Here is a 19808-nt window from a genome sequence, read left to right on the forward strand (position 1 = left end):
CCGTGGGGCTCATGCAGTTTCGTTCCCGGTCCCTGGTGGCCGTGCTCTCCGCGACCGCCCTCGCCGTGGGGGTCAGCGGGTGCGGGAAAGAGGACCGGGCCACGCCGGCGCCGGAGTACGCCGAGCAGATCGGGCAGAGCATCGGCGTCGAGGCCATGGTGGGCCATCTGACCCGGCTGCAGGAGATCGCCGACCAGCACGGCGGGAACCGGGCGATGGGTACCCCCGGGTATCAGGGCAGCGTCGACTATGTGGTGAACACGTTGCGTGACAAGGGCTTCGAAACCGACACCCAGGAGTTCGAGGTGCGGCTGCCGTTCGCCGAGGAACCCGACGTCACGGTGGGTGGTACCGAGGTCACGGCCAAACCGCTGTCCTTCACGGTCGGCACCGGGCCCGACGGGGTGTCCGGCCCGCTGGTCGCCGCGCCGGTCGACGAGACCCCGGGTTGCGCCGACGCCGACTACGAGGGGTTGCCGGTATCGGGTGCGGTGGTCCTGGTGGACCGCGGTTCCTGCCAGTTCGGCGACAAACAGACGATCGCGGCCAAGCGGGGCGCGGTGGCGCTGATCGTGGCCGACAACGTGGACCGCCCGGTCGAGGAGTTCGGCGGCACCCTGGGCAGCACCACCGACGTCAAGATCCCGGTGGTCAGCGTCAGCAAGGCCGAAGGCGCCCGGCTGCGGGCCAACCCCGCCCGGACCGTCATAAAGCTCAAGGCCGGCGTCAACGTCGACAAGACCAGCAACGTCATCGCCCAGACCACGACCGGGTCGACCGACAACGTCGTCATGGTGGGCGCGCACCTGGACAGCGTGCCCGAGGGGCCGGGGATCAACGACAACGGTTCGGGGGTGGCCGCGGTGCTGGAGACCGCACTGCAGATGGGCCCGTCGCCCGACGTCGAGAACGCCGTGCGGTTCGCCTTCTGGGGCGCTGAGGAGCTGGGCCTGCTCGGCAGCAGCGACTACGTCGGCAGGCTGGACGCCGAGGAACTCAAAGACATTGCGCTCTACCTGAACTACGACATGATCGGCTCACCCAACCCGGGCTACTTCACCTACGACGGGAACCAGTCCGCGCCGCCCTCGGCGGACGGCCGGGTACCCCGGGTTCCGGAGGGATCGGCCGGCATCGAACGGATGCTGGCCGCCTATCTCGACGCGGCAGGCAAACCCGCGCGGGACACCAGTTTCGACGGCCGCTCCGATTACGACGCCTTCACCGCCGCCGGGATACCGTCCGGCGGGCTGTTCTCCGGAGCCGAAGAGAACATGACCGCCGAGCAGGCCGAATTGTGGGGCGGGAAGGCCGATCAGCCGTTCGACCCCAACTATCACAAGAAGACCGACACCCTGGACCAGATCGACCGCACCGCCCTGGAGATCCTCGGCCGCGGAGTCGGTTACTCCACCGCGCTGTACGCACAGGACATCAGCGGCCGCAACGGAGTTCCGGTGCGCGAAGACCGCACCCGGCACGTACAGTCCCGTTCATGAAACGGGTGCTGGCCGCCGCGCCCGCCGTCGTCACCGCGCTGATGCTGGCGTCCTGCTCGGCCCCACCGGAACCGGATCCCGTGCCCACGGCCTGGGCGCTGGCCGAGAAGGTCACCGCCGACGCCATCTACGCCCACCTCGAAGAGCTCAGCGCCATCGCGACCGCCAACCGGGGTAGCCGGGCGGTCGGCACACCCGGCTACGACGCCACCGTCGACTACATCGCCGGTGCGTTGCGGGACAAGGGCTTCGAGGTCAGCACGCCGGAGTTCGAGTGGCTGGACCTGGACAACCCGGGCGAACCGACCCTGGAGGTGGCCGGACGCAGTCATCCCGTCACCCAGGCGTCGCCGCTGGCGGGGACGCCGCGCGGTGGGGTGCGCGGGGAGTCGCTGCGACCCCGCGAACCGGCCGGCTGTGCGGCCGCCGACTACGGTGACGTGCGCGGCGCACTGGTGATCGTCGACGACACCGAATGCTCGGTGGTGGCCAAGCAGAATGCCGCGATCGCCAAGGGTGCGGTCGGCCTGCTGGTGGTGAGTGCGGGTGGGACCGAGGGGCTGTTCGAACCCGGCTACTACCAGAAGCTGACGTTGCCGGTCGCCGTCATCGACCGCACCACCGATGCGGCACTGCGCCGCACCACAGCACCGGTCCGGCTCACCCTCGATGCGCAGGCCTCCGTGGCGAAATCCCGAAACGTCGTCGCCCAGACGAAAACCGGGGATACCGCGAACGTCGTGGTGGCCGGTGCGAACCTGGACAGTGCCCCGCGCAGTCCGGGCATCAACGACAACGGAACCGGGGTGGCCGCGCTGCTGGCCATCGCCGACGCGCTGGGTCCGGAATCCCAGATCGGCAACGCGGTGCGGTTCGCCTTCTGGGGATCCGAGCGTCTCGGGGCCGCCGGCAAATACCTCTCCGGACTGGATGCCGGCGAGCTCGACGACATCGCCGCCTACCTGGACGCCGACATGCTCGGCTCGACGAACGCGGGCTTCTTCACCTACGACGGCGACCAGTCGGCGGAACCCAGCGAGGCGCCCGAGGGCTCGGCCGGGATCGAGCGGACGCTGGCCGGCTACCTCAACCTGGCCGGGGTCCGGCCCGCCGACATGCCGATGGACGGCACCGGCGACTACAGCCCGTTCCTCAAGGCCGGGGTGCCCGTGGGCGGGGTGACCACCGGTTCGACCCAACTCAAGAGCGCCGTCCAGGCCCGGATCTGGGGCGGGCGGGCCGGGGCCGCATTCGATCCCCAGAACGGGACCCCGCGCGACGGGATGGACAATGTGGACCACCGCGCGCTGTCGATCACCGGGCCGGCGATGGCGTTCGCCGTCGGTACCTACGCGCTCTCGATCGAGGGCGACAACGGTGTCCCGGCCCGCGACCAACGACACCGCCGAGGATAGGGACGTCCATGTACCTGCGCGTCGACACCAGCAGCACGCCTCCCTCGGTCGAGGTCGTCGAACCTGACGACTTCACCTCGTTCAAGGTCGTCGTCCTCACCCCGTCACATTCCTGGGTGGATCCCGCCGACATCGCCGCGCTGGCCGGTCGTGCCGGGGACACCGAATGGGAACACAACCTGACCGGCATGATCGGCTACGCCCGGTCCAAGGGCTGGCTGGACGAGCGGGGCAGGATTCGCGCGCACGTGGAGGTCCAAGAGCCCTGATCCTGGAACGGCTCGCGCGATACGCCATCGCCGCACCGCGGCGGATCGTGGCGGTTGCCGCGCTGTTCGCCGTCGCGGCAGCGGTTTTCGGGGTGCCGGTGATCGGGAAACTGTCCGCGGGCGGGTTTGCCGATCCGCAAGCGGAGTCCACCCGGGCGGCCGAGGTGCTCAGCCGCAGCTTCGATCAGGGCGATATGCAGCTGTTGATCGTGGTGTCGGACCCGGCGGGTGTGATGAGCCCGGCCGCACGCCGGGTGGGTACCGAGATCGTGACGGGCCTGCGGGAATCCCAGCATGTCGGCGAGGTCAGTTCGGTGTGGACGGTGCCACCGGCGGCCGCGGCGTCGCTGCGCAGCCGGGACGGTACCGCCGGGCTGATCGTCGCCGGCGTCACCGGCGGGGACAAGCACGCCCAGACCCACGCCGAGGATCTCGTCGACGCCCTGGTCCATGACCGGGACGGGGTGCGCGTGCAGGCCGGCGGCCAGGCCATGGTGAACACCCAGATCACCGAGCAGTCCCAACGCGACCTGTTGGTGATGGAGTCGATCGCCATCCCGCTCAGCTTCCTGGTGCTGGTCTGGGTGTTCGGCGGTCTGCTGGCCGCCGCCATCCCGGTGGTGGTCGGGGTGATGGCGATCCTGGCTTCGCTGGCGGTGCTGCGGCTCATCACCATGGCCACCGACGTGTCGGTGTTCGCCCTGAACCTGTGCATGGCAATGGGTCTGGCGTTGGCCATCGATTACACCCTGCTGATGATCAGCCGGTATCGCGACGAGCTCGCCGAGGGTGCCGCCGCCGAGGACGCCCTGGTACGCACCATGATGACCGCGGGACGCACGGTGGTGTTCTCGGCGACGACGGTGGCGCTGCCGATGTCCACCCTGGTGCTGTTCCCGATGTACTTCCTCAAATCGTTCGCCTACGCCGGGGTGGCCACCGTGGTGTTCGCGGCGATCGCCGCGCTGGTGCTCGCCCCCGCGGTCATGGTGCTGCTCGGCGACCGGATCGGTCACCGGCGTGGCAATGCGGCCAAGCCGGTCACCCAACAGTTCTGGTACCGCTCAACAAAGTTCGTGCTCCGTCGGGCGGCCGCGATGGGCGCGGCCGTGGTGCTGCTGCTGGTTTTGCTGGGCTTGCCGTTCACCGGCGTGAAATGGGGGTTTCCCGACGATCGGGTGTTGCCGGCCTCGGCCTCGGCACATCAGGTGGGCGACCGGCTGCGACAGGACTTCGCGCACGACGCGGCCACCGATATCAGCATCGTCATCTCCGATGCCGACGGGGTGAGCCCGGCCGATCTGGACCGCTTCATCACCGAAGTGGGTTCCGTCGACGATGTTTCGGCGGTGTCCCCGCCGGTGGAACGTGACGGCGCCATGTTCCTGAGAGTGTCCAGTACCGCGCCGCTGTTCTCCGATGCGTCCGCGGCGCAACTGGACCGGTTGCACGAACTGGCCGGTCCGGGAGGACGGCAGGTCTACCTGGGTGGGGTGGCGCAGACCGACCGCGACAGTGTCGACGCCGTCGCCGGCACCCTGCCGCTCGTGCTCGGTCTGATCGCCGCCATCACGTTCTTCCTGCTGTTCCTGCTCACCGGCAGCGTGCTGCTGCCGGTGAAGGCGATCGTGCTCAACATCCTGTCGCTGTCCGCCGCGTTCGGCGCGATGGTGTGGATCTTCCAGGACGGCCATCTCGGCGCACTGGGCACGACACCCACCGGCACGCTGGTCGCCAACATCCCGGTGTTGCTGTTCTGCATCGCCTTCGGACTGTCCATGGATTACGAGGTGTTCCTCCTGTCCCGGATCCGGGAGTACTGGCTGGCATCCGGACGCACCGCCGCCGACGTCGGCGAGAGCGTGGCCTTGGGCCTGGCGCGCACCGGCCGCGTGGTAACCGCTGCCGCACTGGTGATGTCGATATCGTTCGCCGCGCTGATCGCGGCCAACGTGTCCTTCATGCGGATGTTCGGGCTGGGCCTGACACTGGCGGTGCTGATGGACGCCACCCTGGTGCGGATGGTGCTAGTCCCGGCCTTCATGAAACTGATGGGCCGCTGGAACTGGTGGGCGCCGGCGCCGCTGGCCCGGCTGCACGACCGCATCGGATTCGTCGATGAGCCGTTGAACCGGAAGGCGTAGCGCTCCGTATTCAGGGTATGGCCGTCAATCTCGCCGGGATACCCAGTCACAGCACCATCGCCGGTGTGCACGGGGTCCTGCCGCCGTACCGGTACACCCAGGACGAGATCACCGATGCCCTGCTCGAGTTGCCGGGCTACGCGGGTCTGGAAGACGTCGTCCGCCGCCTGCACAAGAGCGCCAGGGTGCAGAGCCGCTATCTGGTCTGCCCGCTGGAGGACTATCCGGGAATCACCGACTTCGGTGAGTCGAACAACCTATTCATCGAGCACGCAACGGAACTCGGTGTGGCCGCGCTGTCGGGTGCGCTCGAGGAGGCAGGTCTGGGGCCGGAGGACGTCGATCTGATCGTGACCACGACGGTGACCGGGGCTGTGGTGCCCTCGCTGGATGCGCGGATCGCCGGCCGGGTCGGGCTGCGACCCGACGTCCGCCGGATCCCGATCTTCGGGCTCGGCTGTGTGGCGGGCGCGGCGGGCATCGCCCGGTTAAACGACTACCTCCGTGGCGCCCCGGACAAGGTGGCGGTGCTGGTGTCGGTGGAGCTGTGTTCGCTGACCCGCAAGGACCATCCGTCGATGCCGACGTTGGTGGCCGGCGCGCTGTTCGGTGACGGTGCCGCGGCCGTGGTCGCGGTCGGGCCCGAGCGCGCCGCGCGGCGCAACCCGGGCGGCCCCGATGTGCTGGACTCGCGCAGCCACCTGTACCCGGACTCGCTGGACGCGATGGGCTGGGACATCGGCACGGCCGGTTTCGAGATCGTGCTCAGTGCCGAGGTGCCCTCCTTCGTCGGGCGCTACCTCGGCGATGACGTCACCGACTTTCTCGCGGCGCACGGGTTGACCGTCGCCGACATCGAGACCTGGGTCAGCCATCCCGGCGGCCCGAAGGTGATCGAAGCCATCATCGACACCCTGTCCCTGCCCCCGGATGCCCTCGATCTGACCTGGAAGTCACTGGCCGAGGTCGGCAACCTGTCGTCCTCCTCGGTGCTGCACGTGCTGCGCGACACCATCGGAAAGCACTCCGCGCCCGGCTCGCCCGGAGTGCTGATGGCCATGGGGCCGGGGTTCTGCTCGGAACTCGTCCTGCTGCGGTGGCGGTGAGGCCATGAGAGGTTTTCTCGCACTGGTCGTGCTGGTCGCCGTCGAACGCGTCGCCGAACTGGTGGTGTCCCAACGGAACCTGGCGTGGAGCACAGCCAACGGGGGCAAGGAGTACGGGGCCGGACACTATCCGGTGATGGTGGCCCTGCACACCGGGCTGCTGGCCGGTGCGGTGCTCGAAGCCCGGTCGCGCCGGCGCTTCGTCTGGCCGGCGTTCTGGGTGGTGGCGGCGGCACAGGTGCTGCGCTGGTGGTGCATCGGCACGCTGGGAAAGCAGTGGAACACCCGGGTGGTGGTGGTACCGGGCGCGCAGCGCGTGGTGGGCGGACCGTACCGCGTTGTGCCGCACCCGAACTACGTGGCCGTCGTGCTCGAGGGTGCGGCGCTGCCCTTGGCCGGGGGCGCCTGGATCACCGCGGCGGTGTTCTCGGTGGCCAACGCGCTGCTGCTGCGGACCCGCATCCGGGTCGAGAACGAAGCCCTGACGAGCTTGACGTGATCGATCTACTGGTGGCCGGGGGCGGGCCCGCGGGCCTGGCCACCGCCGTGCATGCCGCACGGGCCGGGCTGGAGGTCGTGGTCGTCGAGCACCGCCGCGGCCCCATCGACAAGGCCTGCGGCGAGGGCCTGATGCCGCACTCCCTGGCGCACCTGGAACGGCTCGGCGTGCGACCCGAGGGCCGGTCATTTCACGGCATCCGTTACCTGGACGGCCGGTGCACCGCCGAGGCCCGCTTCACCGCTGGACCCGGCCGCGGGGTGCGCCGCACGGTGCTGCACGCCGCGCTGGCCGATGCCGCCGCCGATGCCGGTGTCCGGGTGGTGCACGGTGCGGTCGGCGAGGTGACCCAGGATTCGACATCGGTGTGCGCGGCCGGATTTCGGGCCCGTTACCTGGCGGCGGCCGACGGTCTGCATTCACCGATCCGCCGTGCGCTGGGCCTGGCAGCCGACGAGACGGCTCGCCGGCGGTGGGGTATCCGGAGACACATCCAGATCGCGCCGTGGTCGGACTGCGTCGAGGTCTACTGGGGCCGCAACACCGAGGCCTACGTCACCCCGGTGTCCGATGACTGCGTGGGCGTGGCCATCCTGAAATCCACCAGGGGCGGATTCGAGGAACATCTGCACCAGTTTCCCGGACTCATGGACCGGCTGCACGGCGTGGCGCACGGAGCGGACCGGGCCGCCGGGCCGCTGCGGCAGAAGGTCCGCCACCGCACCGCCGGCCGGGTCCTGCTGGTCGGCGATGCCGCGGGCTACGTCGACGCCCTGACCGGCGAGGGGATGGGTCTGGCGTTCGGCGCGGCCGAACTGTTGGTGGAATGTGTCGCGACCGGTTGCACCGGCGACTATGACCGCCGGTGGCGCGCGTTGACCCGGCGGTACCGGTGGCTGACCGCAGCGCTGTTGCACGCCAGCGGAATCCGTCCGGTGCGGACCGCCCTCACCCCGGCGTCGGCGGCGCTGCCGTCGGTGTTCACCCGGGTGGTCAACGCCCTCGGCGAATAGCGCCCAGCCCCGTCATGCCGTGGTACACGACCAGCGCGGCGATGGCGCCCAGCGAGATGCCGGTGAACGTCAATGATCCTGCCTGCCAGGTGAAGTCGGCGATGCCGATGATCAGTGGGATGGCGGCGGTCATCTGGTTGACCGGTTTGGAGAAGTCCACGTGGTTGGTCAGCCAGATCCGGATACCGAGCACCCCGACCAGGCCGTAGAGCACGATGGTGGCCCCGCCGAGCACGCCCGGGGGGATCGCCGAGATCGTCGCACCCACCTTGGGGCACAACGACAGTCCGATGGCCACCACGGCGGCCACCCAGTAGGCGGCCGTCGAGTAGATGCGGGTGGCGGCCATGACGCCGATGTTCTCGGCGTAGGTGGTGGTGGCCGAACCGCCGCCGGCCCCGGCAAGCACGGTGGCCACACCGTCGGCGGCCAGCGCCTTGCCCATCAAGGGATCCAGGTCGGTCCCGGTCATCTGACCCACCGACTTCACATGCCCGATGTTCTCGGCGACCAACGCGATCACCGCGGGCAGGAACAGCGGCAGCACGGCGAGGCTGAACGTCGGGGTCTGGAACTGCGGCAACCCGATCCAGGCCGCTTCGGCGATCGGCGCGGTGTCCACCTCGCCGAGGGCCAGTGCCAGCAGATAGCCGATCACCACGGCTCCGAAGATGGCCAGCCGGCCGATCAGGCCGCGGAAGAAGGCCAGCGCACCGACCAGCAGGACCAGGGTCACCAGCCCGACCAGCGGGCCCGCTTCGAAGTTCGTCTTCGCCGCCGGGGCCAGGTTGAACCCGATCAGCGCGACGATCGCACCGGTCACGACCGGCGGCAGGGTCAGATCGAGCCAGCGGGTGCCGATCACATGCACCACCGCGCCGATCAGGATCAGCAGCAGACCGACCGCGACCAGGCCGCCCAGCGCGCTGCCGGTGCCCTGCGACGCGACCGCCGCGGTGACCGGTGCGATCACCGAGAAACTGGACCCCAGATAACTGGGCAACCGGTTGCCGGTGATCAGCAGGAACAAGATGGTGCCGACCCCGGAGAACAGCAGGGTGGTGGCGGGCGGGAAACCGGTCAACACCGGCACCAGGAAGGTCGCGCCGAACATCGCCACCACATGCTGGGCGCCGATGCCCAGGGTGCGGGGCCAACTCAGCCGTTCATCGGGTGCGACGACATCGGCGTCGGGTCCGACGTACTTCCAGGACAGCTTGGTCATCGGAACACGGTAAACCGTCGGCCCGCATACAGCGCGGCGCCGAGCCCGACGACCCCGCACCCGGCCAGCACCGAGGCGACCGGCAGTGTGAACGCCAGCACCAGGCATCCGGCCAGCCCGGCGGCGGGCACCAGCCGTCGCCGCGGGCGCAGCGTCCAGGCAGCGGCATTGGCGATCGCGTAGTACACCAGCACCGCGAACGACGAAAAGCCGATCGCCGCACGCACATCCAGGAGCGCGGCGAGCACCGCGACGATCACGCCGACGGCCACCTCGGCGCGGTGCGGGCCGCCGAAGCGCGGATGCACCGCGGCCAGGAAGGCCGGCAGATGGCGGTCTCGCGCCATGGCCAACGTCGTGCGCGACACCCCGAGCACCAGCGCCAGCAGTGAACCGAGCGCGGCCACCGCCGCACCGGCGCGCACCAGCGGCGCCAGCTGCAGATGTCCGGCCGCGGTCACCGCATCGGCGAGCGGGGCAGTGGCGGTGGCCAATCCGTCGCCGCCGAGCACCGACAGCACGGCGACGGCCACCGCCGTGTACACCAGCAGGGTGATGCCGAGTGCGATCGGAATGGCGCGGACGATGGTGCGGGCCGGGTCGCGCACCTCCTCACCGAGGGTCGCGATGCGGGCGTAACCGGCGAACGCGAAGAACAGCAGCCCGGCTGCCTGCAGCACACCTGCCGGGCTGATGTCGGTGTGCAGACTCAGCCCGGCGGCCTCGCCGGCACCGGCGAGCACCACCACGACCGCGGCCAGTACCGCAAGCACGATCGCGACGATGATCCTGGTGAGCAGTGCCGATTTCTGCACGCCGGCATAGTTCACCGCGGTCAGCGCGACCACCGCGGCGACCGCGACCGCGTGCGCGTACTGCGGGTATGCGTAGATGCCGACCGTGAGGGCCATGGCCGCGCACGACGCGGTCTTGCCGACGATGAAACTCCAGCCGGCGGTGTAACCCCAGAAGTCACCGAGACGTTCGCGGCCGTAGACGTAGGTGCCGCCGGACTGCGGGTACACCGCGGCCAGCCGCGCCGAGGAGTTCGCGTTGCAGTACGCAACGACGGCCGCGCCCGCGAGTCCGAACAGCAGGCCGGAACCCGCCGCGGCCGCGGCCGGCCCGAGGGCTACGAAGATGCCGGCGCCGATCATCGAGCCCAGCCCGATGACGACAGCGTCGAACGTGCCCAGGCGGCGCTCCACCTCTACTTGTTGCGCGCGGCGTTCACGCCCAGGTAGGCGATGTAGCCCAGCCCGCCGACGGCCGCCAGCTTGCGGGTCTTCGGGATCAGCAGGCCCACCCCGAGCGCGGTCTCGATGGTGCCGTTGGTCTTGATGTGCCGATCGGTGTCCCGCGGGAAGGCGGGCTTGGTCATCGACTCGAAAAGCTGCGGGGCCACGAAATGGGCCAGGCCCGCGCCGACCAGCGACAGACCCGCCAATGTGGCACCGGGCGAACTCTTCTTCTCGGCCAAGGCAATCCTCTCAGTTGATCGCGTAGTCGCTCAGGGGGAACTCGGAGGCTTCCCTGATCGCCGTCTCGGTGGTGGTGGGTCGCAGCAGCGTGGGCTCCCCGGCCGGGTCGTAGTAGTAGGACCGCGCCGATGCGCAGTTGCCCAGGGTGAACAGTGAGTTGCCGAGCAGTTCGGTCATCCGGTCCAGATAGCGGGTGTTGGCTTCCTCGGTGACCTCGAAGGTGGTCGCGCCGCGCGCCTGCACCTCCCGGAACAGCCGGTCCATCAACCGCATCTGGTATTCCATCGTGTTGAAGAAGTTCAGTCCGAGGAAGGCGTACGGGCTGGCCAGACTCAGCAGATTCGGGAAGTACGGTATCGACACGCCCTGGTAGGCCTGGAACCGGTTCTCGCGCCACCACTTTCCGAGGTTGCGGCCGTCGCGGCCGATGATCTCGATGGCCGGGAAGTTGGCTTCCCACAGATCGAACCCGGTGGCGAGCACCAGGGTGTCGATGACGTTCTTGGTGCCGTCCGTGCCGACGATGCCGTCGGATTGCACGTGGTCGATGCCGATGTCCTGCAGGTGTACGTTCGCCCTGGTGAAGGTCCGGTAGTAGCCGTTGCTGAAAGTCGGCCGCTTGCAACCGAAGTCATAGTCCGGGGTGAGCCTGCGACGAAGCTCCTTGTCCCGGACGGTGACGAAGCGGTGCAGCTTGGACAGGTCTGCGGCCGAGATGTTGCCGCGGCCACGGAACGTGCGGTAGCGCACGACGCCGATCGTCACCATCCACTCGTAGATGGAGTCGGTGAGCCAGCGCAGCACGCGTTGTGTCGCGGGCACCCGGGCGAACAGCTTCTTCGCGCGCGGGCCGAAGCGCAGATCGATCTTGGGGACTACCCAGATCGGGGTGCGCTGATACACCGTCAGGTCGGCCGCGGTCTTGGCCAGTTCGGGGATGAGCTGCACCGCGGTGGCGCCGGTGCCGATGACGGCGATCCGCTGCCCGGCGGGGTCGTAGTCGTCATCCCAATCGGTGGTGTGGATGACGCGGCCCGCGAAGTTGTCGATGCCGGGGATGTCGGGGATCTTCGGCTGGGACAGGAAGCCGGTGGCCGTGATCAGGTAGCGGGCGCTGAGCACCTCGCCGCCGTTGACGGTCACCTGCCACAGTTTGGCGTCCTCGTCCCAGCGGGCACCCTCGACCACGGTGCTGAACCGGATGTGCCGGCGTACGTCGTACTTGTCGGCGACGTCGTCCGCGTACTGCTTGATCTCCCGGCCGGTGGAGAACAGCCGCGACCAGTTCGGGTTCGGCTCGAAGAAGTACGAGTAGGTGGTGGTGGGGACGTCGACGGCCAGCCCGGGATAGTGATTCACGTACCAGGTGCCGCCGAGGTCGTCCTCGCGGTCCAGGATCACGAAGTTCTCGATACCAGACCGCTTGAGCTGGATCGCGGCACCGATACCTGCGAAACCAGCGCCCACGATTACCGCGTCAAACATGGGTGAAACGGTACCCCAGGTAACGCACTACCCCCGTAGCGATCCGGTGCGCGGGGCGTCGGTGGTGGCGATGCAGGTCACAGTGCGATCGCCGCGCTTCCACGAGTCCGCGGTCGGGTACAGCACGAACATCCCCACCTCGGGATCTGTGGTCGCCGACGGCGAGAACGCCCGCAGGGCCGGCTCGCATTTGTCCTGGTACTCGATGATCGCGGTTTCGCCCGGGAACTCGTCGCCGGGCACCGCGGCGACGTAATACACCTCACCCTTGTGCGGTTCGGAGCACGCCACCGTCTTCACCGAGGAGACCAGGCTCGCGTCGGCGGGGATCGCGGACAGGCAGTCGCCCAGGCCCACATCGGCGGCGTCGACGGTGTCCGGATCGAAGATCTCGGTCAGCTCGTCCTTGTTGGCGATGACGACGACGGTGAGCAGGGCGCCCACCATGAGCACGACCACCCCGAGGATGAGCGCGATGATCAGGCCCCAACGGGTCTTGCGGGGCGGCGGGGGCGGCTGGGGCGGCGGGTAGGACCGCCCGTAGGGATCGGAGTACGGCTGGGGCGGGGGTGGCGGGAAGTTGCCCGACGGGGGTGGCGGGAAGTTGCCCGGCGGGGGTGGTGGGAAGTTGCCCGGCGGGGGTGGCGGGAAATACCCGGCCGGCGGTTGCGTCATCCCACGAACCTAACCGCGGCGGCCACCGCGAGCGCCGGGACGTCCAGAGTCTTGGATGCGAGGTCGTGCCGTGCCCCGGTGACCTCGACGATGTGCGTCGGTCCGCTGACCAGGTCGGCTGCGGCGCGAATCTCCTCGATGGTCCCGAACGGGTCGGCGGTGCCGTGGGTGAACACCGTCGGCACGGTGATGGCGGGCAGATGCTCGGTACGGGCGCGTTCGGGTTTGCCCGGCGGGTGCAGCGGATAGGAGAACAGCGTCAGCACGTCGGGCCCGTCTCCCGCCGCGGTGACCATCGATGTCATCCGCCCGCCGTAGGAGTGCCCACCGGCCAGCACGGGGCCGTGGTCCAGCCCGCGCGCCCACGCGATCGCCTCGGCGATGCCGTCCTGATCGGAGGCGGCCGAGCCGGACGGCGGTCCCTTGGGCCGGCGACGCCGGTAGGGCAGGTTGTACCGGACCGCCAGGTACCCCTGGCGCGCCCATTCGTCGCAGACCCGCACGAGCATCGGGGAGTCCCGGTTGCCGCCCGCGCCGTGGGTGAGCACGACGACCCCGTTCGGGGTGCCCTCGGGCTCGTGCGCCACCCCGGCCAGCTCCTCCAGACCGTCAAGCATCACGGGACAGCCTGAACAGCGGGTTCACCGGACCGTGCCCGTGCCCCAACGGGTATGCGGCGCGCAGACATTCGGTGACCCAGCGCTTACCGAAGGCGACCGCGTCGGGGACCGGGTAGCCGTGCGCCAGCGCGGTCGCGGTGGCTGCGGCCAGCGTGTCACCCGCGCCGTGGTCATGGCCGGTGTCGATGCGGGCCTCGCCGAACTCGTAGAAATCGGTGCCGTCGTAGAGCAGGTCCGGGCTGCGCTCGGACGACCGCAGATGCCCGCCCTTGACCAGCGCCCACGCCGGCCCGAGGGCGTGCAGGGCCTTGGCCGCATCGCGCTGGGTGGCCTCGTCGACGACGTCGATCCCGGTGATCAACCGCACCTCGTCGAGATTGGGGGTGACCAGGGTGGCGATCGGAAACAGCTCCGTGCGTACCGAATCCAGGGCGCTCGGGTGCAGCAGCGGGTCACCGTGCATGGACGCGCACACCGGGTCGACGACGAGCGGGATGTCGGCACCCAATCCGCGCCAGGTGTCGGCCACCGCCCCGATGATCTCCGCCGACGCCAGCATCCCGGTCTTGGCGGCCTGGACCCCGATGTCCTCGACGACGACCTGGATCTGCCCGGTGATGATGTCCAGTGGCAGCTCGTGAAAGGCTTTGACGCCCACCGAGTTCTGTACTGTGACCGCGGCGACCGCCACACAGCCGTGCACGCCCAGCATGGCGAACGTGCGCATATCGGCCTGGATGCCCGCGCCGCCGCCGGAATCGGAGCCGGCGATGGTCATGACCCGCAGCGGTGTCTGGCCCGGCGGGGGGAGCGGCAAGAACGTCATGAGCTCAAGGGTAGATACACGCGATTGCCGTGTTCGAGGAACTCCGCCGATTTCTCGTTCATCGCCGCCCGGATGTCCTGGGTGATGCGCATGGAGCAGAACTTCGGGCCGCACATCGAGCAGAAATGCGCGGTCTTGGCGGGCTCGGCGGGCAGGGTCTCGTCGTGGTACTCGCGGGCCGTGTCCGGGTCCAGTGACAGGGCGAACTGGTCGTGCCAGCGGAACTCGAAGCGGGCCTTGCTCAGTGCGTCGTCACGCTGCTGGGCCCGCGGATGTCCCTTGGCCAGATCGGCGGCGTGGGCGGCGATCCGGTAAGCGATCACGCCGTCCTTGACGTCCTTGCGATCGGGCAGGCCCAGGTGCTCCTTGGGGGTGACGTAGCAGAGCATCGCGGTGCCGGCCTGGGCGATGATCGCCGCGCCGATCGCGCTGGTGATGTGGTCGTAGGCCGGTGCGATGTCGGTGGCCAGCGGGCCCAGGGTGTAGAACGGGGCTTCTTCGCACCATTGTTCTTCCAGCCGCACGTTCTCCACGATCTTGTGCATCGGCACGTGGCCGGGTCCCTCGATCATCACCTGCACGCCATGGGATTTGGCGATCTTGGTGAGCTCGCCCAGGGTGCGCAGCTCGGCGAACTGGGCCTCGTCGTTGGCGTCGGCGATGGAGCCGGGCCGCAGCCCGTCACCGAGCGAGAACGTCACGTCATAACGGGCCAGGATCTCGCACAGCTCACCGAAGTTCTCGTACAGGAACGACTCCCGGTGATGGGCGAGCATCCAGGCCGCCATGATCGACCCGCCGCGCGAGACGATGCCGGTGACCCGGTCGATGGTCAGCGGGATGTAACGCAGCAGCACCCCGGCATGCACGGTCATGTAATCCACGCCCTGCTCGCACTGCTCGATCACGGTGTCGCGGTAGGACTCCCAGCTCATCTTGGTCGGGTCGCCGCCCACCTTCTCCAGCGCCTGATACATCGGCACGGTGCCGACCGGGACCGGCGAGTTGCGCAGGATCCATTCGCGGGTGAGGTGGATGTCCTTTCCGGTGGACAGGTCCATGATGGTGTCCGCGCCCCAGCGGGTGGCCCACACCATCTTGTCGACTTCTTCGGCGATCGACGACGTGACCGCCGAATTGCCGATATTGGCATTGACTTTCACCCCGAACGCCTTGCCGATGATCATCGGTTCGCTCTCGGGATGGTTGTGGTTGGCCGGGATCACCGCCCGGCCTCTGGCGACCTCGTCGCGCACCAGCTCGGCGGGCACACCCTCGCGGACCGCGATGAACGCCATCTCCGCGGTGATCTCACCGTTGCGGGCCCGCTGCAGCTGGGTGCCGCGGTCGCGGACGACTCCGGCGCGCGGCGCCAGGCCCTGCTCCAGATCGATGGTGGCGGCGGCGTCGGTGTACGGCCCGGAGGTGTCGTACAGGTCGAAATGCTCACCGGTGCTCAGATGCACCCGGCGGAACGGCACGCCTTCCGGGGAGTAGTACTTCGAACTACCGGAAATAGGACCAACAGATACACCCATTACACATCTCCCTACGCCGGCATTACCCGGTCAGGTTCGTACGGTCGACGGCCCTAGCCGTCCTCTCAGCGCGCTGGTGCGTGCTCCCGTGTGGACGCGTTCAACCTAGCGCATGCGGCAGGTATTGCCGAGGAATAGTTTGAATAGCTAACATATGTTTTTCCGATTCGTGGATCGAGATTCGATGGCAACCGAGCTTGACCGGACGCGCATCCAGGAGCGCCCCTTCTACAAGTGGATCGCGCTGTCCAACACCACCTTGGGCATCCTGCTGGCCGCCATCAACGCCTCGATCGTGCTGATCTCGCTGCCCGCCATCTTCCGCGGCATCGGCCTGAACCCGTTGGCGCCGGGCAATGTCGGCTACCTGCTGTGGATGATCATGGGCTACCTGGTGGTGACGGCGGTCCTCGTCGTGCCGTTCGGCCGGCTCGGGGACATGTTCGGCCGGGTCCGCATCTACAACCTCGGGTTCGTGGTGTTCACCGTGGCGGCCGTCGCGCTGTCCTTCGACCCGTTCCAGCACGGCGGCGGCGCGGTGTGGCTGATCGCCTGGCGCGTCATCCAGGGCATCGGCGGCGCGATGCTGATGGCCTCGTCATCGGCGATCCTCACCGATGCCTTCCCCGCCAACCAGCGCGGCATGGCGCTCGGGGTGAACATGGTGGCCGCGGTGGCCGGATCGTTCCTGGGTCTGCTCATCGGCGGCGTGTTGTCCGAGTGGCACTGGCAGGCGATCTTCTGGGTGGGAGTGCCGATCGGTGTCCTGGGCACCGTGTGGAGCGTGCGTTCGCTGCGCGAACTCGGCGTGCGCACCCCGGGGCGGCTGGACTGGGCGGGTGCGCTGTCTTTCGGGGTGGGGCTGACGGTGCTGCTGGTCGGGATCACCTACGGCATCCAGCCCTATCGCGAGGCCACGACCGGGTGGACGAACCCGTGGGTGTACGGGTCGATCGCCGCCGGGTTGGCGATCCTGGTGGCCTTCTGCTTCATCGAACTGCGGGTCGAGCAGCCGATGGTCGACATCCGGTTGTTCCGTTCGGCGGCGTTCGGGATGGGCAATCTGGCCGGGCTGATGTCCTCGGTGGGCCGCGGCGGTCTGCAGTTCATGCTGATCATCTGGTTGCAGGGCATCTGGCTTCCGTTGCACGGGTACAGCTTCGAGTCGACACCGCTGTGGGCCGGCATCTACCTGTTGCCCGTGACGGTCGGGTTCCTGGTGGCCGCACCGGTGGCCGGTACCCTGGCCGACCGGTTCGGTGCGCGCCCGCTGACGGTCGGCGGAATGTTGCTGATGGCGGCATCCTTCATTGCGCTGCTGCTGATCCCGGTGAACTTCGACTACTGGATCTTCGCGGTGCTGGTGTTCCTCAACGGCCTGGGCGGCGGCATCTTCACCGCGCCCAACACGGCGGCCATCATGTCGAGCGTGCCGCCGGAGCAACGCGGCGCCGCCTCGGGTGTGCGCGCCACGTTCTTCAACGCGGGTTCGTCGCTGTCCATCGGGATCTTCTTCTCGCTGATGATCGTCGGGCTGGCCGACTCACTGCCCGGTGCGCTCAGTGCGGGACTTCAGGAGCAGGGCGTTCCGGCGGCGGTTGCGCACGAGGTCGCGCACACCCCGCCGGTGGGCAGCCTGTTCGCGGCGTTCCTGGGATACAACCCGATCGGTGAACTGCTGGAGCCCTCCGGTGCGCTGAGCGCCCCGGGCGTCAACGCCGAGGTGCTCACCGGCAAGACGTTCTTCCCCGACCTGATCACCGAACCGTTCCACTCCGGGCTGACGGTGGTGTTCCTGGCCGCCGCGGTGATGATGCTCATCGGGGCGGTGGCCTCGATGTTCAGCGCGGGTCGGTACGGCACGGTTGACCCTCTCCCCGGGGGAGAGCCCACCCTCAAGGCATGAAAGCTGATCCGCCAGATCTACCGGAAGCCGTCACCACCTACCTGAACGCGCCGGACACGGCCACCGCCCTCACCGCCTTCACCGCCGACGCCACGGTGACCGACGAGGGCCGCGACCACCACGGCACGGAGGAGATCCGGGCCTGGATGACGCGCGCGGCAAGCGAGTACACCTACACCACGGAATTCCTCGGTGTCGCCGGAGACCTGGATATCGTGCAGCGCCTGGAGGGGAACTTTCCCGGCGGCGTGGTCGACCTGCACTACCGGTTCACGATGGCCGGTCCGTTGATCGCGCGACTGGTGATCGAGCCATGAGCGGCCGGAACTGGTTCATCACCGGCGGGACCCCCGGTGGCTTCGGCATCGCGTTCGCCGAGGCGGCCCTGGAGGTCGGTGACCGGGTGGTGCTGACGTCCCGGCGTCCCGCCGAACTGGACGAGTGGGCGCGCGGATACGAGGACCGGGTGCTGATCGTGCCGCTCGACGTCACCGACGCCGGTCAGGTGCAGGAAGCGGTCCGGGTCGCCGAGCAACGCTTCGGTGGCATCGACGTCGTGGTCAACAATGCCGGGCGCGGCTGGATCGGATCCATCGAAGGCATGCCCGATTCCGGGGTGCGGTCGACGTTCGAGTTGAACTTCTTCGCGGTGCTCGCGGTCCTGCGGGCGGTGCTGCCAGGAATGCGGGCCCGCGACAGCGGCTGGATCGTCAACGTGTCCTCGGTCGCCGGGCTGCACGGGGTGACGGGTTTCGGGTATTACAGCGCAAGTAAATCCGCGTTGGAGGCGGTCACCGAGGTGCTCCGCGAAGAGCTGAGCGCCACCGGTATACAGGTGCTGGCCGTCGAGCCCGGGGCGTTCCGCACCCGGGCCTACTCCGGGTTCGCCGATGTCGCGGTCGAGGAGACCGTCACCGTGTACCGGCCGATGCTGGAACAGGTCCGCGCGGTGATGGTGGAGCAGGACGGTGCACAGCCGGGTGATCCGCAGCGCGGCGCGCGTGCGGTCATCGCGGCCATGGCGCACAACCCGCCGCCGCGGCGACTGGTGCTCGGCGGCGAGGGCTTCGATACGGTCGTGTCGACGTTGGAAGCGGCGATCCAGGACATCAGCGCTCACGAGGAGCTCTCGCGTGCAGCGGATTTCCCGGACAGCCGGAAGACCGGCCAGCCGATCTCGGTGCGCCAGTCCGCCGCGGTGGGCGTGTCGCGCGGGCCCACGCGATAGACCTCCTGGATCGGGCCGTCGACGGCCAACGCGTGCGTGGCCACCCAGGCGCCCAGACGGCCGTAGGTGACGTCGATGTCATCGTGGGATCCGGCGTGCACGGTGACCGCGAGTTCGACCGGTGGCAACTCCATGACCTCGACACGTCCGGACGGCCGGGGGGTGCGGACCGGGCGGAACACGGTCATCAGGCCGTGGCCCGCGGTGAACAGATCGTTGGCATAGTGGCCGCCGGGTGGCCCGGTGCGTTCCCCCGGTGGGAAGGCGGCGTCCAACTCGGCCATGGCCTCGTCGTACCATGCGAGGGAATCCTGCAGATGCACAGTGCTTTTGACGGCCGCGACCGTGCGGGCCGGCAGCGTCGGCAGGTCGACCTCGATCTCGGCGGGCTCGGGATGTACCAGGCGGCGCAGTGAGGCGACGGCGGCCTGGGTGCGGGCCAGTTCGGCTTCGAGTTGGCTCAGGTGGCCGGCGATCACCTCCTCGCGCCGGCCCGCGTCATCGGTGGCCAGGATGCGCTTGATCTCCTGCAGTGGGACATCGAGCCGGCGAAGTTGGTGGATCACTTGAGCATTCGGAATCTGCTCGGGCGCGTAATAGCGGTAGTTCGTGAACGGGTCGATGGCGGCCGGCTCGAGAAGTCCGTCGGCGTGGTAGCGCCGCAGGGTGCGCACGCTCAGGTGCGTCAGGGTGGCGAATTCACCGATCGTCAGACGGGAGCCCATGGCAGGAAGCCTAGAACGGATCCTCGGCCGGTTGTCGGGTGCGGGCTGTGTTGTCGGCGCGTTCGGTGGTGCCGGCGCGGATGGCCGCTGCCGGGTTGCTTGGCCGCCACCGCGCAACCATGCCCGTCGATCAGTGCGCCTAACTGAGACCCTG

The 19808-nt window shown here is 68.8% G+C and carries 19 protein-coding genes and 1 riboswitch; of the genes, 10 read left to right on the forward strand and 9 right to left on the reverse strand.

The genetic code is table 11. The features are described from left to right. The first annotated feature begins 11 nt into the window (after window positions 1-11). From K0O62_RS03755 to K0O62_RS03785, 7 genes are read left to right on the forward strand one after another with little or no spacing between them, the layout of a single operon-like run. Window positions 12-1499, forward strand: a complete 1488-nt coding sequence (locus K0O62_RS03755) for a M28 family metallopeptidase (RefSeq protein ID WP_073859690.1) — start codon at window positions 12-14, stop codon at window positions 1497-1499. Then, window positions 1496-2914, forward strand: a complete 1419-nt coding sequence (locus K0O62_RS03760; protein ID WP_073859691.1) for a M28 family peptidase — start codon at window positions 1496-1498, stop codon at window positions 2912-2914. Before K0O62_RS03755 ends, K0O62_RS03760 begins: the two co-directional genes overlap by 4 nt. Before the next feature lie 8 nt (window positions 2915-2922). Then, a complete protein-coding gene (locus K0O62_RS03765) occupies window positions 2923-3183 on the forward strand; it encodes a hypothetical protein (RefSeq protein WP_073859692.1) in 261 nt (86 codons plus the stop codon). Continuing rightward, complete coding sequence (locus K0O62_RS03770; RefSeq protein ID WP_073859701.1) at window positions 3183-5327, forward strand: MMPL family transporter; 2145 nt, start codon at window positions 3183-3185, stop codon at window positions 5325-5327. Before K0O62_RS03765 ends, K0O62_RS03770 begins: the two co-directional genes overlap by 1 nt. Before the next feature lie 17 nt (window positions 5328-5344). Then, window positions 5345-6433: a type III polyketide synthase gene (locus K0O62_RS03775; RefSeq protein ID WP_073859693.1), complete on the forward strand. Its 1089-nt coding sequence runs from the start codon at window positions 5345-5347 to the stop codon at window positions 6431-6433. A 4-nt stretch (window positions 6434-6437) separates the two neighbouring features. Next, window positions 6438-6932: an isoprenylcysteine carboxyl methyltransferase family protein gene (locus K0O62_RS03780; protein ID WP_073859694.1), complete on the forward strand. Its 495-nt coding sequence runs from the start codon at window positions 6438-6440 to the stop codon at window positions 6930-6932. Next, window positions 6929-7945, forward strand: coding sequence for an NAD(P)/FAD-dependent oxidoreductase (locus K0O62_RS03785; RefSeq protein WP_073859695.1), 1017 nt, complete (start codon window positions 6929-6931; stop codon window positions 7943-7945). The genes K0O62_RS03780 and K0O62_RS03785 overlap by 4 nt, the downstream gene beginning before the upstream one ends. Here K0O62_RS03785 and K0O62_RS03790 read toward each other — a convergent pair. From K0O62_RS03790 to thiC, 8 genes are all read right to left on the reverse strand, one after another. Then, entirely contained in the window at window positions 7926-9170 is a 1245-nt protein-coding gene (locus K0O62_RS03790) for a uracil-xanthine permease family protein (protein WP_073859696.1), read from the reverse strand. The two genes, K0O62_RS03785 and K0O62_RS03790, sit on opposite strands and share 20 nt — an antisense overlap. Continuing rightward, window positions 9167-10378 carry an APC family permease gene (locus K0O62_RS03795; protein WP_073859697.1) on the reverse strand — a complete coding sequence of 404 codons (1212 nt, stop codon included), beginning with the start codon at window positions 10376-10378 and terminating at the stop codon, window positions 9167-9169. The genes K0O62_RS03790 and K0O62_RS03795 overlap by 4 nt, the downstream gene beginning before the upstream one ends. Window positions 10379-10380: 2 nt before the next feature. Beyond that, window positions 10381-10650, reverse strand: coding sequence for a DoxX-related protein (locus K0O62_RS03800; protein WP_073859698.1), 270 nt, complete (start codon window positions 10648-10650; stop codon window positions 10381-10383). A gap of 10 nt (window positions 10651-10660) precedes the next feature. Next, window positions 10661-12136 carry a flavin-containing monooxygenase gene (locus K0O62_RS03805; RefSeq protein ID WP_073859699.1) on the reverse strand — a complete coding sequence of 492 codons (1476 nt, stop codon included), beginning with the start codon at window positions 12134-12136 and terminating at the stop codon, window positions 10661-10663. A 27-nt stretch (window positions 12137-12163) separates the two neighbouring features. Continuing rightward, window positions 12164-12811: a septum formation family protein gene (locus tag K0O62_RS28855; protein WP_220045491.1), complete on the reverse strand. Its 648-nt coding sequence runs from the start codon at window positions 12809-12811 to the stop codon at window positions 12164-12166. Next, a complete protein-coding gene (locus tag K0O62_RS03815) occupies window positions 12808-13428 on the reverse strand; it encodes an alpha/beta hydrolase family protein (protein ID WP_097934152.1) in 621 nt (206 codons plus the stop codon). Before K0O62_RS03815 ends, K0O62_RS28855 begins: the two co-directional genes overlap by 4 nt. Beyond that, window positions 13421-14257, reverse strand: a complete 837-nt coding sequence (gene thiD, locus K0O62_RS03820; protein ID WP_073859645.1) for a bifunctional hydroxymethylpyrimidine kinase/phosphomethylpyrimidine kinase — start codon at window positions 14255-14257, stop codon at window positions 13421-13423. Before thiD ends, K0O62_RS03815 begins: the two co-directional genes overlap by 8 nt. After that, window positions 14254-15795 carry a phosphomethylpyrimidine synthase ThiC gene (gene thiC, locus K0O62_RS03825; RefSeq protein ID WP_073859644.1) on the reverse strand — a complete coding sequence of 514 codons (1542 nt, stop codon included), beginning with the start codon at window positions 15793-15795 and terminating at the stop codon, window positions 14254-14256. The genes thiD and thiC overlap by 4 nt, the downstream gene beginning before the upstream one ends. Continuing rightward, window positions 15786-15895: riboswitch (TPP riboswitch) on the reverse strand. Its footprint overlaps the gene before it by 10 nt. A gap of 84 nt (window positions 15896-15979) precedes the next feature. On the opposite strand from thiC, the gene K0O62_RS03830 reads away from it, so the two are divergent. Genes K0O62_RS03830 through K0O62_RS03840 form a run of 3 tightly spaced genes read left to right on the forward strand, consistent with a single transcriptional unit; the run spans window position 15980 to window position 18929 of the window. Further along, a complete protein-coding gene (locus K0O62_RS03830; RefSeq protein ID WP_073859643.1) occupies window positions 15980-17701 on the forward strand; it encodes an MFS transporter in 1722 nt (573 codons plus the stop codon). After that, window positions 17698-18018, forward strand: a complete 321-nt coding sequence (locus tag K0O62_RS03835) for a nuclear transport factor 2 family protein (RefSeq protein ID WP_073859642.1) — start codon at window positions 17698-17700, stop codon at window positions 18016-18018. Before K0O62_RS03830 ends, K0O62_RS03835 begins: the two co-directional genes overlap by 4 nt. Further along, the gene (locus K0O62_RS03840) at window positions 18015-18929 is read left to right on the forward strand and encodes an SDR family NAD(P)-dependent oxidoreductase (RefSeq protein ID WP_079244336.1); all 915 of its coding nucleotides are present in this window, start codon (window positions 18015-18017) and stop codon (window positions 18927-18929) included. The genes K0O62_RS03835 and K0O62_RS03840 overlap by 4 nt, the downstream gene beginning before the upstream one ends. Here K0O62_RS03840 and K0O62_RS03845 read toward each other — a convergent pair. Continuing rightward, the gene (locus tag K0O62_RS03845; RefSeq protein WP_073859641.1) at window positions 18818-19654 is read right to left on the reverse strand and encodes a MerR family transcriptional regulator; all 837 of its coding nucleotides are present in this window, start codon (window positions 19652-19654) and stop codon (window positions 18818-18820) included. The two genes, K0O62_RS03840 and K0O62_RS03845, sit on opposite strands and share 112 nt — an antisense overlap. Window positions 19655-19808 lie beyond the last annotated feature (154 nt).

The organism is Mycolicibacterium diernhoferi (assembly GCF_019456655.1).
Lineage (GTDB): Bacteria > Actinomycetota > Actinomycetes > Mycobacteriales > Mycobacteriaceae > Mycobacterium > Mycobacterium diernhoferi.

Bases quoted from the DNA above. Each gene is read 5' to 3' on its own strand.
- K0O62_RS03755 (WP_073859690.1), top strand. From the start codon at position 12: ATGCAGTTTCGTTCCCGGTCCCTGGTGGCCGTGCTCTCCGCGACCGCC.
- K0O62_RS03760 (WP_073859691.1), top strand. From the start codon at position 1,496: ATGAAACGGGTGCTGGCCGCCGCGCCCGCCGTCGTCACCGCGCTGATG.
- K0O62_RS03765 (WP_073859692.1), top strand. From the start codon at position 2,923: ATGTACCTGCGCGTCGACACCAGCAGCACGCCTCCCTCGGTCGAGGTC.
- K0O62_RS03775 (WP_073859693.1), top strand. From the start codon at position 5,345: ATGGCCGTCAATCTCGCCGGGATACCCAGTCACAGCACCATCGCCGGT.
- K0O62_RS03780 (WP_073859694.1), top strand. From the start codon at position 6,438: ATGAGAGGTTTTCTCGCACTGGTCGTGCTGGTCGCCGTCGAACGCGTC.
- K0O62_RS03790 (WP_073859696.1), bottom strand. From the start codon at position 9,170: ATGACCAAGCTGTCCTGGAAGTACGTCGGACCCGACGCCGATGTCGTC.
- K0O62_RS03805 (WP_073859699.1), bottom strand. From the start codon at position 12,136: ATGTTTGACGCGGTAATCGTGGGCGCTGGTTTCGCAGGTATCGGTGCC.
- K0O62_RS28855 (WP_220045491.1), bottom strand. From the start codon at position 12,811: ATGACGCAACCGCCGGCCGGGTATTTCCCGCCACCCCCGCCGGGCAAC.
- K0O62_RS03815 (WP_097934152.1), bottom strand. From the start codon at position 13,428: ATGCTTGACGGTCTGGAGGAGCTGGCCGGGGTGGCGCACGAGCCCGAG.
- thiD (WP_073859645.1), bottom strand. From the start codon at position 14,257: ATGACGTTCTTGCCGCTCCCCCCGCCGGGCCAGACACCGCTGCGGGTC.
- thiC (WP_073859644.1), bottom strand. From the start codon at position 15,795: ATGGGTGTATCTGTTGGTCCTATTTCCGGTAGTTCGAAGTACTACTCC.
- K0O62_RS03830 (WP_073859643.1), top strand. From the start codon at position 15,980: ATGGCAACCGAGCTTGACCGGACGCGCATCCAGGAGCGCCCCTTCTAC.
- K0O62_RS03835 (WP_073859642.1), top strand. From the start codon at position 17,698: ATGAAAGCTGATCCGCCAGATCTACCGGAAGCCGTCACCACCTACCTG.
- K0O62_RS03840 (WP_079244336.1), top strand. From the start codon at position 18,015: ATGAGCGGCCGGAACTGGTTCATCACCGGCGGGACCCCCGGTGGCTTC.
- K0O62_RS03845 (WP_073859641.1), bottom strand. From the start codon at position 19,654: ATGGGCTCCCGTCTGACGATCGGTGAATTCGCCACCCTGACGCACCTG.